The organism is Micrococcus sp. SL257 (assembly GCF_026625585.1).
GTDB lineage: Bacteria > Actinomycetota > Actinomycetes > Actinomycetales > Micrococcaceae > Micrococcus > Micrococcus luteus.
Genome location: NZ_CP113053.1, coordinates 1,541,759 through 1,555,071, shown reverse-complemented (window position 1 = coordinate 1,555,071; position 13,313 = coordinate 1,541,759). Strand labels below are relative to the sequence as shown.

General features: G+C 71.5%; 13 protein-coding genes. 8 read left to right on the top strand and 5 right to left on the bottom strand.

The features are described from left to right. Nucleotides 1-69 precede the first annotated feature (69 nt). Both OVA32_RS07170 and OVA32_RS07165 read right to left on the bottom strand, forming a co-directional pair. The gene (locus OVA32_RS07170) at nt 70-1,260 is read right to left on the bottom strand and encodes an SPFH domain-containing protein (protein WP_095695735.1); all 1,191 of its coding nucleotides are present in this window, start codon (nt 1,258-1,260) and stop codon (nt 70-72) included. A gap of 88 nt (nt 1,261-1,348) precedes the next feature. Next, nucleotides 1,349-1,825: an NfeD family protein gene (locus OVA32_RS07165; RefSeq protein WP_061867282.1), complete on the bottom strand. Its 477-nt coding sequence runs from the start codon at nt 1,823-1,825 to the stop codon at nt 1,349-1,351. A gap of 149 nt (nt 1,826-1,974) precedes the next feature. On the opposite strand from OVA32_RS07165, the gene OVA32_RS07160 reads away from it, so the two are divergent. Together OVA32_RS07160 and OVA32_RS07155 are read left to right on the top strand one after the other, a co-directional pair. Further along, on the top strand, nt 1,975-4,080 hold the full coding sequence (locus tag OVA32_RS07160) for an NADPH-dependent 2,4-dienoyl-CoA reductase (protein WP_095353359.1): 2,106 nt from the start codon (nt 1,975-1,977) through the stop codon (nt 4,078-4,080). Nucleotides 4,081-4,139: 59 nt separating this feature from the next. Then, the gene (locus OVA32_RS07155; protein WP_100057212.1) at nt 4,140-4,688 is read left to right on the top strand and encodes a maltokinase N-terminal cap-like domain-containing protein; all 549 of its coding nucleotides are present in this window, start codon (nt 4,140-4,142) and stop codon (nt 4,686-4,688) included. Nucleotides 4,689-4,704: 16 nt separating this feature from the next. On the opposite strand, the gene OVA32_RS07150 is transcribed toward OVA32_RS07155, so the two are convergent. Next, the gene (locus OVA32_RS07150; protein WP_020624801.1) at nt 4,705-4,950 is read right to left on the bottom strand and encodes a superinfection immunity protein; all 246 of its coding nucleotides are present in this window, start codon (nt 4,948-4,950) and stop codon (nt 4,705-4,707) included. 191 nt (nt 4,951-5,141) lie between these two features. After that, a complete protein-coding gene (locus OVA32_RS07145; protein ID WP_041103769.1) occupies nt 5,142-5,792 on the bottom strand; it encodes a hypothetical protein in 651 nt (216 codons plus the stop codon). Nucleotides 5,793-5,901: 109 nt separating this feature from the next. On the opposite strand from OVA32_RS07145, the gene OVA32_RS07140 reads away from it, so the two are divergent. Both OVA32_RS07140 and OVA32_RS07135 read left to right on the top strand, forming a co-directional pair. Then, on the top strand, nt 5,902-6,318 hold the full coding sequence (locus tag OVA32_RS07140; RefSeq protein ID WP_041103767.1) for a DUF3054 domain-containing protein: 417 nt from the start codon (nt 5,902-5,904) through the stop codon (nt 6,316-6,318). A 68-nt stretch (nt 6,319-6,386) separates the two neighbouring features. After that, nucleotides 6,387-6,668, top strand: coding sequence for an Lrp/AsnC family transcriptional regulator (locus tag OVA32_RS07135; RefSeq protein WP_002854527.1), 282 nt, complete (start codon nt 6,387-6,389; stop codon nt 6,666-6,668). A 54-nt stretch (nt 6,669-6,722) separates the two neighbouring features. Here OVA32_RS07135 and trpD read toward each other — a convergent pair whose 3' ends face one another. Continuing rightward, nucleotides 6,723-7,781 (bottom strand): anthranilate phosphoribosyltransferase, encoded by a 1,059-nt coding sequence (gene trpD, locus OVA32_RS07130; protein ID WP_041103765.1) that lies wholly within the window; start codon nt 7,779-7,781, stop codon nt 6,723-6,725. A gap of 250 nt (nt 7,782-8,031) precedes the next feature. Here trpD and OVA32_RS07125 point away from each other — a divergent pair, with 250 nt between their 5' ends. From OVA32_RS07125 to OVA32_RS07110, 4 genes are all read left to right on the top strand, one after another. Next, nucleotides 8,032-8,610, top strand: coding sequence for a cytochrome c oxidase subunit 3 (locus OVA32_RS07125; RefSeq protein WP_020625607.1), 579 nt, complete (start codon nt 8,032-8,034; stop codon nt 8,608-8,610). A gap of 85 nt (nt 8,611-8,695) precedes the next feature. After that, nucleotides 8,696-9,502 carry a cytochrome c gene (locus tag OVA32_RS07120; RefSeq protein ID WP_036315101.1) on the top strand — a complete coding sequence of 269 codons (807 nt, stop codon included), beginning with the start codon at nt 8,696-8,698 and terminating at the stop codon, nt 9,500-9,502. Between the two features lie 69 nt (nt 9,503-9,571). Beyond that, entirely contained in the window at nt 9,572-10,648 is a 1,077-nt protein-coding gene (locus OVA32_RS07115; RefSeq protein ID WP_063190030.1) for a ubiquinol-cytochrome c reductase iron-sulfur subunit, read from the top strand. Between the two features lie 5 nt (nt 10,649-10,653). Further along, entirely contained in the window at nt 10,654-12,357 is a 1,704-nt protein-coding gene (locus OVA32_RS07110; protein ID WP_210078863.1) for a cytochrome b, read from the top strand. The last annotated feature ends 956 nt before the right edge of the window (nt 12,358-13,313 follow it).

Here is a 13,313-nt window from a genome sequence, read left to right as displayed (position 1 = left end):
CGCGCCGAGGCCCGCGCGGGGGCGCGGGCCGATCGAGGCGCGGCGGGTCGTCCTCACTGATGGAACCATTCAGTGTCCCACAGCATTCCCGTCGGCCTCGCCGGCCGGGCGGGTGCCGGGGGTGCGGCCGGCCGACGGGTCGGGCTCGATCTCCTGCGGCGTGGCCAGGGCCTCGTCGAGCGAGGTCTGCGGCATGTCCTCCGCCGTCACCGCGCCGGCGGTCATCGCGTCCATGACGCCGCTGGCGCGCAGGGCGTCCGCGGTGGTGGGGCGGGACCCACGCGGCCGACGCGCGCGCTCCGGGGTGATGCCGACGTGCTCGGCGCCCGGCTCGCCCGCGCGGTCCCCGGAGTCCCGACGCCGGGGTGCGTGCTCCGGGGTGGGGCGGTCGCCGTCGCCGGGGGCGAACGCCTCACCGAGGCCCTGCAGGGCGCGGGTGAGCTCGGCGGGGACCACGAACATGGTGGTGGCCTGGCCGTCGGCGATCTTGGGCAGGGACTGCAGGTACTGGTAGGCCAGGACCTCGGAGTCGGCGCCGCCGGAGTGGATGGCGTCGAAGACCACCTCGATCGCCTCGGCCTCGGCGTTGGCGCGCAGCACGCGGGCCTGAGCCTCGCCCTCGGCGGAGAGGATCTGGGACTGGCGCTCGCCCTCGGCCGTGAGGATGGCGGCCTGCTTCGTGCCCTCGGCGGTGAGGATGGCGGCGCGGCGGTCGCGCTCGGCGCGCATCTGCTTCTCCATCGAGTCCTGGATGGACATGGGCGGGTCGATGGCCTTGAGCTCCACCCGCGAGACCCGCAGGCCCCAGCGCGTGGTGGCGTCGTCCAGCACGCCGCGCAGCTGGGAGTTGATGGAGTCGCGAGAGGTCAGGGCCTCCTCGAGGTTCATGCCGCCCACGACGTTGCGCAGGGTGGTGGTGGTGAGCTGCTCCACCGCGTGGATGTAGTTGGCGATCTCATAGGTCGCGGCCTTGGCGTCCGTGACCTGGAAGTAGACGACCGTGTCGATGGAGACGACGAGGTTGTCCTCGGTGATCACCGGCTGGGGCGGGAAGGAGACGACCTGCTCGCGCATGTCCACCATCGGGAGCATGCGGTCCACGAACGGGATGATCAGGGTCAGCCCGGCGCCGGCCGTGCGGTTGTACTTGCCGAGGCGTTCGATGTTGGCCGTCCGCGCCTGCGGGATGATCTTGACCGAGGAGGCCACGATCACCGCCGCGAGGACGGCGAGGACGACGAGGACGATGAGGGTTTCCATCGGGGTCCCTTCTTCTGGGGTCGGTGCTGTCGGTGCTGTCGGTGCGGTCGGTGCGGTCGGTGCGGTCGGAACAAGGACGTGGGGCGGTTCAGGCGCCGTCCGCCTCCCAGTCGATGCGGGGGAGCGGGCGGACCACCAGGGTGGCCCCGTCGATGCGCAGGACGGTCACCTCGTCGCCGGGGGCGACGTCGGGCGCCCCGGGCTCGACGCGGGCGGACCAGGTGTCGCCGTCGACGGCGAGCGTGCCGGCGTCGCCGGTGATCGCGCCCTGGGCCGCGACGCGACGCCCCGGGAGCGTGTCCAGGTAGGAGGCGCCGGCGCCGGTGTCCTTGCGCAGGTGGCGCAGGGCGACGGGGCGCACGGCGGCGAGCATCAGCAGGGCGACGGCGGCGAACGCCGCGAGCTGGAGCGCCAGCGGGCCGCCCACGAGCGCGACCACGCCCGCCGCGCCGGCCCCGGCGGCGATCATCAGGAAGACGAGGTCCAGGGTCAGCAGCTCGACGCCGGCCAGGCCGGCGGCCAGCACCAGCCACAGCCAGCCCGCGTTCGCCTCGATCCACTCCATGCGTGCGCTCCCCTCCGTGTCGGGTGCGCGGACGGGTCTGCCGCGCGTCGACGTGTGATCCCCATCCTGCCCTACGCAGTGGCGTCGGACACAGCGTGTCCCCAGGCGGTCCTGGAAGGAGGGGGCTACCGCCCGGTAATGTGAGCTGCATGACATCTTCACCCGTCGCGGTCTCGCCCCTGCTCCAGCCGATCACTCTGGGCCCCCTCACGCTGCCCAACCGGGTGGTCATGGCCTCGATGCACATGGGACTGGAGGACCGGCACGACGACCTGCCGCAGCTGGCGGCGTTCTACGCGGAGCGGGCACGCGGCGGCGTCGGGCTCATCGTCACCGGCGGCCTGGGCGTCGTCCCCGAGGGCACGGTGACGCTGGGCGGGGGGATGCTCGCCAGCGAGGAGGACGCGCGCGCCCATCGCGTCGTCACGGACGCCGTCCACGCAGCCGGGGGCAGGATCCTCGCCCAGCTGCTGCACGCGGGACGCTACGCCCCCAGCCCCGACCTGGTCTCGGCCTCCGCGGTGCGCGCCCCGATCTCGCGGCACACGCCCCGGGAGATGACGGCCGCGGACATCGAGCGGACCGTGAACGCGTTCGCACGCGCGGCCACGTTGGCCCTGGAGGCCGGATACGACGGTGTGGAGATCATGGCCTCGGAGGGCTACCTCCTCAACCAGTTCCTCGCCCCGGCGACGAACCGACGCGCGGACGAGTACGGGGGTGACGCCGAGCGCCGACGCCGGTTCCCGGTGGCGGTGGTCGCGGCCGTGCGCGAGGCGCTGGGGGAGCGCGGCGTGCTCTCGGTGCGCACCTCGGCGGCGGACCTCGTCCCCGACGGGCAGACGCGCGCGGAGATCGCGGACACCGCCCGGGCCTTCGAGGCCGCCGGAGCGGACGTCCTGATGACCGGCATCGGGTGGCACGAGTCCCGCGTGCCGACCATCGTGACCTCCGTGCCGCGCGCCGCGTTCCTCACCGCCTCGGCTGACCTGACCGCCGCCGTCGACATCCCCGTGATCGCCTCCAACCGGCTCACCACCCCCGCCGAGGCGGAGGAGGCGCTGACGTCCGGGGCCGCCGCGCTCGTCGGGCTGGCCCGGCCCCTGCTGGCGGACCCCGAGTGGATGGCCGCGATCAGCGACCCGCGCGCTCGGACCCTGACCCCGTGCATCGCCTGCAACCAGGCCTGCCTCGACCACGTGTTCACCGGGGCCAAGGTCTCGTGCCTGATGAACCCCCGCGCCGGGCGGGAGACGGAGCCGGAGTACGCCGCGCCCGTCCCGGTGGCCCTGGGCCGCCGGCGCCGGATCGCCGTGGTCGGTGCCGGGCCGGCGGGCCTCACGGCCGCGGAGCGTGCGGCCCGGTTCGGGCACGAGGTCACCCTGTTCGACCGGCACGCCGAGCCCGGCGGGCAGTTCCGGCTCGCCCGGCGCATCCCCGGCAAGGAGGAGTTCGGTCCCGCGCTGGAGCACCTGGCGGCCCGCGCAGCCGCATCCGGGGTGACGCTCGTGACCGGGGAGGAGGTGTCTGCACAGACACTCCTGACGGACGATGGGCGGCCGGGCTACGACGAGGTGCTCCTCACCACCGGCGTGCGGCCGCGGCCCGTCGATCTGCCCGGGGCGGGGGAGCCGGGCGCGCCCGCCGTCCACGCGTACGACGACGTGGTCCTGGGACACGTCGACGTCGGCCCGCGCGTCGCGGTGATCGGCGCCGGCGGCGTGGGCGTGGATGTCGCCGAGGCCCTGGCGGCCGGCACGGAACGGCCGGACGGGACACCCGAGACACAGGAGCACTGGCGGGCCCGCTGGGGCGTGGCCCTGACCTCGGAGACGCCGGGCCAGCTGGCGAAGCCGGCCGCGGCCCACCCGGGACGCGAGGTCCACCTGCTCCAGCGCAGCCCCGGACCGATCGGCGCCCGACTGCGCCCCACCACCGGCTGGGTGCACCGCGCCGAGCTGCGGCAGCACGGGGTCCACCTGCACTCCGGTGTGACCTACGAGGGCCTCGGCCCCGACGGCCTGCGCGTGACCGCGCCGTCCCCGGAGGACCCCGAGGCCCGCGTGGCGCTGACCCTGGACGTGACGGACGTCGTCGTGTGCGCCGGGCAGGAGTCCGAGACGGATCTCGTCGAGGACCTGGTGGCTGCGGGCTACGCGCCGGAGGCGGTGCGCCTGATCGGTGGCGCGGCCGAAGCCCGCGAGCTCGACGCCTACCGGGCCATGGACCACGCCGTGCGGGCCGTGCAGGGCTGAGCCGCGCCGCCGGCCGGCGGGCCCTCCCGGGCGGACGACGTCGGGGCTACGGTCGGGGCATGGCTCTCATCTACACCGCACGCCTGGACCCGGACAAGCCCGAATGGATCCGCCGCCGCCTCGTGGCGCACGGACTGCCCGAGGACGTGACCGCCGAGAAGGTCGGCTCGTACCGGTTCGACGATCCCACCGGCGAGATCGGCGTCGAGTCGATGCTCGTGCGCGTGGGGGACCGGCTCTACCAGACTGCGTTCGCCTACCGAGGCGACGCACCCGCCGAGGGGGACGTCGTGGCCGAGGTGGAGCACTCCGTCCTGGGACACCGCTGGGTCGTGGACGCCGCCACCGACCCGGACGCGCGCCGTATCCTCGCAGCCGCCGTGCGCGGCGAGATCCCGCAGGCCCGGCTCGAGATGCACGACGAGTCCGGGACCTACCTCGAGACGCGCGCCCCGGATCTCACCCTCCGCGTGATCGGCGCCGATGCGACGGGGGAGCTCGAGGTGCCGGTCGAGCTGTCCGAGACGGACGAGGCGGACGTCGACGGCCCGCGATGCCTGGTCGCCGAGGGAGACGGTGTGCGGGCCGTCGTCGCGCGCCTGTCCTGAGGGGCGGTCCGCGCGGTCAGAGGCCGCGCGGACCCCAGGGCCGCAGCCGGCGATGGCTGGTGAGTGACATGTACAGCGCGATGCACCAGCCGAGGACGGTCCACCCCGTGAGCAGGTTCACCCAGAACACCGCCCACACGTTGGAACGGCCGCGGACGGCGGCAATGGCCCACGGAGCCAGGTAGCCCGCCGTGGCGATGGCCAGGACGACGGCGATCGTCGCGTGCAGGGGGCGGTCGCGCTGGTCGGTCATGATCGTCATGGGTCCAGGCTACGCGCGAGACCCGCCGCGCGGGCGTCCCTGTCCGCCGTTCTGCGTTGCGCCGATAATTTACATTATGTCAACTAGCCCGTTCTTCGCCTCCCCTTCGGAGGCCGCCTGCACGGCACGCGCCGCGTCGGGACCTGGCCCAGGTGGCCGCGCCGGGCGGCACCGACACCGCGTGCCGGGGTTCACTCCCCCGGGTCTGCGGACAGCCGCTCCAGCAACGGCAGGACAGCCGCCACCGCCGTCCGGCTCTCGTGCCAGAGCCCGTGCCGCAACCGGGAATGGACGGCCTGCTGACTGATCCCGAGCTCCGCCGCCGCCTCTCGCTGACTGGCGCCGGCTTCGACCAGCCGCCCCGCCGCATGCTGGTCATCGGACCGGCGCCGTTCAACCGTGGCGACCAGCTGCAGGGTGGCCTCTGCACAGCGCAGATCAGCCTCTCGGCCGGTCTCCGAGGCGCGGCCCGGGCGTCGTCCGTGCGGCAGCACCAGCCGTCCCGGTGCCCGCCGGGCGCGGCGCCGCTCCCCGGCTGTGATATGTGACAAGGCTGACTGCTTGTCGTAGTTGCCCTCTGTATCCAGCAGCACCGCCCAGGACCCAGACCGCACGGCCCACAGTGCCAGGCCCACCCCCGCCGCCATGCCGTCGAGAGTGACGGCCAGCTCGCCGTCGCCCGGCGCTGCATCGGCGTCGGGGTTCCCTTCGTCGCCACGCCACACCGCCGCGGCTACGGACGCGTCCGGGTGAGGATCATCGAGCAGCACCGCTGCCAGACGTCGGGCGTCGTCGGCCGTGGCAGCGGTCGGTCGGATGGGCACCAGATGCACGAACACCATACAGAGAGCCTACCTCTGACAACATTGGCATCTTGTCATAGGCCCCCTCCACCGAGTCACCTGTGGCTGGACGCGCCGCCTCGACCTTGCGGTGGGCCAGACTGGATGCATGACGTCCTCCCCCACCGCCCGTCGTGCCGTGCCCGCCGAGCACCGTGACCCGCGCGGCGCCCAGCCGGCACTTGCCGTCGACCTCCTCCTCACCCTCCTCTTCGTGGCTCTGGGCCAGGGGCAGCACGCGACAGAGCGCGGGCCGCTGGGGCTGCTGGTCACGGCGGCGCCGTTCCTCGCGGGTCTCCTGGTCATGACCGGGCTGACCGCCGGACACCGGACCTGGGCCCGCGTGTGGCCCCACGGCGTGATCGTGTGGCTGGGGACCGTCGCCGTCGGGATGGTCCTACGCGTGGCCTTCGGCCTCGGTGGCGCACCCGTGTCCTTCGTGCTCGTGGCGCTCGGGGTGCTGGGCGTCCTGCTCCTGGGCCGTCGGGCCGTGACCGCCTGGCTGGTGCGCCGCACCCGGAGGTGAGGGCCCGGCGCGCAGCTAGGATCATCCCGGACACCGGACCCACAGCATCGAGGAAATGAGGACCGCCCGTGGTCACCGCCATCGTCTTGATCAAGACCGACAAATCCAGCATCCCGGAGACCGCCGAGACCCTCGCCGCGCTCGAGGGGGTCGGGTCGGTCTACTCCGTGACCGGCGCGTGGGACCTGGTGGCGATGGTCAAGGTGCGCCGCTACGAGGACCTCGCCGACGTGATCGCCGACCACCTCTCCAAGGTCGACGGGATCCAGGACACCGAGACCATGCTGGCCTTCCGGACCTACTCGTCCGAGGACCTCGGCGAGGGATGGGCGCTCGGCTTCGACTCCTGAGCGTCCTCCCCACGACGGGCCCCACCTCGCTGGCGAGGGCCCGTCGTCGCACCATCAGGACCGGGAGAAGGCGACCCAGCGGTCCAGGACGTCACGCGCGGCGCCGGAGTCGATCGACTCGGCGGCCCGCGCCATGTTGGCCGCCAGCCGCTCCATCAGCGGCGCGTCCGCGTCACGGTCCCAGGCCGTCAGGCCCGCGGCCGCGTTGAGGAGGACGGCGTCGCGGATCGGACCCTTCTCCCCCGCCAGCAGAGCGCGGACGAGGGTCGCATTGTAGGCACCGTCCCGCCCGGCCAGGGCCTGAACGGGGGCCAGGTCGATGCCCAGCTCCCGGGGATCGAGCTCGTGGGTGCGCACACCGTCCCGGACCTCCATGACGGTCGACGGCCCCGACGTCGTGATCTTGTCCCGGCCGTCCGCCCCGCGGAAGACGAAGCCGCGCACCCCCCGGTCTGCGAGCACCTGCGCGAGCAGCGGGACCATGGCCTCACTCGAGCAGCCCAGGGCCTGGGCGGTGACCTGGGCCGGATTGCTCAGGGGGCCGAGGAAGTTGAACACGGTGGGCACGCCGAGCTGCTTGCGCACCGGGGCCACATACTTCATGGACGGGTGGTAGTTCTGGGCGAAGAGGAACGTGATGCCCACGGCCTCGGCGCACTCCTCGGCCTTCCGGGTCGGCATGGACAAGTCCACGCCGAGGGCCTCAATCACGTCGGCCGCGCCGGCGGTGGACGAGGCGCCGCGGTTCCCGTGCTTGACGATCCGCGCGCCCGCACCGGCGGCCACGAGCGAGGACATCGTGGAGAGGTTCACGGTGCCCAGGCGGTCGCCGCCCGTGCCCACGACGTCGAGGGTCTCCCCCGGCACGTGCACCGGGTTCGCCGCCTGGACCATCGCCTCGGTCAGGCCGCGCAGCTCCGGCACCGTCACCCCCTTGGCGGCCAGGGCGAGGAGGAATCCGCCCACCTGCCCCTCGGTGGCATCGCCGGCCATCATCTCCCCCATGGCCCACGCGGCGACGTCGTCGCTGAGGTCCTCACCGACGGTGAGGGCGCGGAAGACCTCCGGCCAGGAGGTCCCAAGGACTGCTGCGGTGTTCTCGGGGGTGCTCACGCACTGAGCCTAGCGGCCCGGCCGCACCCGGCACCGCGTCGTGTCATGCGCCGCCCGCCGTGAACCTGGACATCCCCTGGACGCCAGCCTCCGACTGACACTGAAACCCCCCGACGGTGCTGACGACCTGTCCTGCGACACGGTAAGTTCGATTTACCGCCCGGGCGGTGTTTGGGGCCATAATGGCTGGGTGACCACAGCTAACCCCACTCTCCATCAGCCCACCACGGGGCTCCCGAGCCGGCCGAACATGGTGCAGGTCGGGACCATGGTGTGGCTTGCCAGCGAGCTCATGTTCTTCGGTGGGCTCTTCGCCATGTACTTCACCCTGCGCTCCACGTCTCCGGAGCTCTGGGCCGAGCACACCGCGATCCTCAACGTCCCGCTCGCCGCGGTGAACACGACGATCCTGGTGCTCTCCTCCGTCACCGCCCAGTTCGGCGTCCTCGCCGCCGAGCGCCTTCAGCCCCGCCGCACCGGCGGCTTCCTGCAGTTCGGGAAGTGGGGCATGGTCGAGTGGTTCATCCTGACCTTCATCATGGGCTCGATCTTCGTGGCGGTGCAGTCCTACGAGTACGCGGTTCTCGTCTCCGAGGGTGTGACCGTCGCGGCGAACGCGTACGGCTCGGCGTTCTACATCACCACCGGCTTCCACGCCATCCACGTGACCGGCGGCCTGATCGCGTTCCTCTTCATCATCGGCCGCGCCTACATGGCCCGCCGCTTCGGCCACCACGAGGCGACGTCGGCGATCGTCGTGTCCTACTACTGGCACTTCGTGGACGTCGTCTGGATCGCCCTGTTCTTCATCGTCTACTTCCTGAAGTAAGACGACCCCCACTCACCGCACCGACTTCAGGCCCGGGCCGGCAGCATGAGCGGCCCGCCCGGGAAGAGAACGATAGGAAACCCCCGTGAAGGCACTTTCGCAGAACCGACGCCATCCCCTGATGGGGCTGGCGCTCCTCCTGCTGGGACTCCTGGTGACCGGCGGACTGTACTCCGTCGCGAGCACCGTGAACCAGGCGCAGGCGGCCACGCAGGTCACCGCGGCCGCCTCGGCTGATGACATCTCCGAGGGCGAGAAGCTCTTCAACGCGAACTGCGCCTCGTGCCACGGCACGGGAGCTGCGGGGGGTCCCTCCGGCCCGTCCCTGATCGGTGTCGGCGCCGCCTCCGTCGACTTCCAGGTGGGCACCGGCCGCATGCCGATGCAGATGAACGGCCCGCAGGCCCAGGTCAAACCGAACCAGTTCAACGACGAGCAGACGGCGCAGCTCGCCGCCTACGTCGCCTCGCTCGGCGCCGGCCCGGCCGTCCCCGAGGACGAGTACCTGGACGTGAACCACGAGGACGTAGACATCACCCGCGGCGGCGACCTGTTCCGCATCAACTGCGCCATGTGCCACAACGCGGCTGCGGCCGGCGGTGCGCTCACCCGCGGCAAGTACGCCCCCTCTCTGCAGGGCGTGGAGGAGAAGCACATCTACGAGGCCATGGAGACCGGCCCGCAAAACATGCCGGTGTTCTCCGACTCGAACATCAAGCCCGAGGACAAGCGCGACATCATCGCGTACCTCAAGACCATCGAGAACCAGGGCTCCCCCGGCGGCCTCGCCCTCGGCTCGCTCGGCCCCGTCTCCGAGGGCCTGTTCATCTGGACCGCGGGCCTGGCGCTGATCATCGGCTTCATGGTCTGGCTCACCAGCCGGTCCTCCTGATCCCGTCGGCGCAGGCGCGCCGACCACCCGTCATCGACATTCATCACTCGAGTAAAGGAAACAGGACATATGGGCGAGAAAGGCTTTGAAGGGACCGAGCACCGCTCGGGTTCCCTCGAGCACGCCGGCGAGGACGCGCCCCGCTACGCGATCGACAACCCGGGCCTGCCTCCGCACCGTCCGCGTCTGGCCGATGAGGATCCGAAGGCCGCGAAGCGCGCCGAGCGTCAGGTCTCGGTCATGTTCCTCATCTCCATCGTGGGCACGGTGCTCTTCTTCATCGGCTACTTCGGCGTGGGGCAGATCGGCAACGGTGAGGCGTTCAGCAAGATCTACCTGCAGAACCTGCTGCTCGGCCTGGGCACCGCCCTCGCCATGTTCGGCATCGGCATCGGCGTGGTGCACTGGGCCAAGACCCTGATGCCGGACCACGAGACCGTCGAGGACCGTCACGAGATCCGCTCGGAGGCCGACCGCGTGGCCGCCACCGGGATGATCTCCGAGATCCTGGACGAGTCGCAGATCAAGCGTCGCCCCCTGCTGCGCAACACCCTGATCGGTGCCGCCCTGCTGGCCCCCCTGCCGTTCATCGCCGTGTTCCGCGACCTGGACGACTCGGACAACTTCTCGGACGAGGAGACCCACAACTTCGGACCGGAGCGTCTGCGCCACACCATGTGGGCCGAGGGCGTGCGCCTCGTGCGTGACCCCACCGGCTCCCCCATCAAGGCCTCGGACGTCACGCTCGGCTCGGCCGTGCACGTCATCCCCGACGGCCTGAACGATCTGGGCCCCGACAAGCTCAACCAGAAGGCCAAGGCCGTCGTCCTGCTCATGCGCCTGGACCCCGCCAAGGTGAAGATCACCCCGGGTCGCGAGGACTGGAACGTGGACGGCATCTTCGCCTACTCCAAGGTCTGCACGCACGTGGGCTGCCCGATCGCCCTGTACGAGCAGCACACCCACCACCTGCTCTGCCCCTGCCACCAGTCGACCTTCGACCTGACGCAGGAGTGCAAGGTCATCTTCGGCCCGGCCAGCCACGCGCTGCCGCAGCTGCCGATCACCGTGGACGACGAGGGCTTCCTCGTGGCCCAGAGCGATTTCCATGAGCCCGTCGGGCCTGTCTACTGGGAGCGTGGCTGACACCTATGAGCACCACCGTGAATGAGTTCCAGCCGGCGACCTCGACCGGCCGCATCGCGAACTTCGTCGACACCCGCACGGGGATGTCGCCGATCGTGAAGTTCTTCGCCCGCAAGATCTTCCCGGACCACTGGACGTTCATGTTCGGCGAGGTCGCCCTGTACAGCTTCGTCATCCTGCTGCTGTCCGGCGCGTTCCTCACGTTCTTCTTCGACCCCTCCATGTCGGAGGTCGTCTACAACGGGGCCTATGCCCCGCTGCGCGGCATCGAGATGTCCGCGGCCTACGCTTCGACCCTCGACATCTCGTTCGACGTGCGCGGCGGTCTGTTCATGCGGCAGCTGCACCACTGGGCGGCGCTGCTGTTCGTGGCGGCCATGTCGGTCCACATGCTGCGCGTGTTCTTCACCGGCGCGTTCCGTCGCCCCCGTGAGCTGAACTGGCTGGTCGGCTGCTTCCTGCTGATGGCCGGCTGGGCCGCCGGCTTCACCGGCTACTCCCTGCCCGATGAGGTGCTCTCCGGCAACGGCCTGCGCATCATCGACGGCATCCTGAAGTCCCTGCCGCTGGTCGGCACGTACCTCTCCGCCTTCTTCTTCGGCGGCGAGTTCCCCGGCCACTCGGTCATCGGCCGCCTGTACGCCCTGCACATCATGATCGTGCCGGCCGCCATCCTGCTGCTCATCGGCATCCACCTGTTCATGGTCGTCGTGCACAAGCACACCCAGTACCCGGGCCCGGGCCGCACCGAGGACAACGTGGTCGGCTACCCGGTCGGCCCCGTGTACGCGGCCAAGGCCGGCGGCTTCTTCTTCATCGTGTTCGGTGTGCTCGCGCTCATCGCCTCCACGGTGACGATCAACGCCAACTGGAACTACGGCCCGTACGATCCGTCCCCGGTGCAGGCCGGCACCCAGCCCGACTGGTACATCGGCGTGTTCGACGGCGCCCTGCGCCTCATGCCGGGCATGATCGGCGACTACTCCTTCCTCTGGAACATCCCGATGCCGTGGGGCTCCTCGGTGTCGCTGCCCATGGGCGTGCTCGTGCCGCTGATCCCGGTCGGCGTCCTGCTCGTCGGCATGTGCACCTGGCCCTGGATCGAGCGGTGGATCACCAAGGACAACACCGAGCACCACCTGCTCGACCGTCCGCGCAACGCCCCGGCCCGCACGGCCATCGGCGTGGCCGCCGTCGTCTGGTACTGCGTCATGTGGGCGGCCGCGTCCTCGGACCTCATCGCCACCCACTTCCACCTCTCCCTGAACGACGTGCTGTACGTGTTGCGCGCGCTGTTCTTCCTCGGCCCGGTGATCGCCTTCATCGTGACCCGCCGCATCTGCCTGTCCCTGCAGCGCAAGGACCGTGAGCTGGTGCTCCACGGCCACGAGGCCGGCGTCATCGAGATGTCCCCCGAGGGCGGCTTCCACGAGCGCCACCGCCAGCTCACCGACTACGAGCTGTACCGCCTGGTGTCCTTCGAGGACCGTCGCCCGGTGCCGGCCATCCCCGGCCGCAACGGCAAGGTGGGCGCGCTGGAGAAGGCCCGTGCCGGCCTGAACCGCATGTTCTACCAGGATCGCGTCGCCCCGGTCTCCCGCGAGGAGCTGGTGGAGGCCCGCACCCACGGCCAGCACGGCCACGAGGACGGCGGCCACCACGAGCTGGGCGCCGACCCGAGCGCGCACAACCCGAAGATCGACGGCTGACCGCGGATCCTCTCGGACGCAGAAGGCCCCGCACACCGCTCGGTGTGCGGGGCCTTCCGCTGTCCGGACTCCCGCCCCTTCGCGTCCTCTGTCGTCTGGACACTTTCGTCCGGGAAACGGGAGCCTCCGGCGGTGCTTTCGTTCGGGATACGGGAGGCTGCGGGTTCTCAGCCTGCGACCGGGCCACGCCGAACCGGCCGTTCTCCTCCCCTGGAAGCGTCGTCCGGCGCATCTGGACGCCAGACCCACGCGCCGTCGTCGGGGTCCCGGCGCCACCCCTGCACGGGTGCATGCGCGGGTCGGACGACGTCGGTCAGCCACAGCGTCGTGCCCGGGTTCCACCCGGCGAGCACGGTCGCGACGCCCGAGGCGACGGGCAGGCAGCGCGCGGCGGAGGCGAGGCAGCCGAGTGCCGTCAGGTGGAGCGCATCCCACTCCTGGGCTCCACGTTTCCGATCCGGGTGCAACCATCGACCCGCCCTCCCGGTCCCCTGCCACTCGGTCCCCGGTCACCCGGTGCCAGTCGTGCCGCCTGGAGGCGCTCACGTCCAGAGGGACGCTACGCCACAGCCGGGCCCGGTCACCCGGGCTGGTCACCTTGTACGTACGTCCGACATCGTTCCACGGGGTCACGGCGGCCGTCCCCGCCCCGGAGTCGTCTCCGATGAGATCCAACCCCGCAGGCACCTGCGAGACGCTTGCGACGATGGCCACCGGGATCGACCACCAGATCCCGTACCGGTTCGCCGTGGGGTCTGCGGGATTCCTGCCGCTGCGCGGGCTTCCTCCCGCCGCTCCACCCGCGCCCCGGCCTCGAGGACGCCTCGGGAGTCCCCGGGCAGCGAACTCCGGCCTTCTCGCTCCCAGCCGTCGATCACCCACCGGGAGTCTGCCCGCGGACGAGCCCCCTGGCGGGCCGGCCCTGAGCCCAGCACGTACTCCGCCTCCGTCTCCAG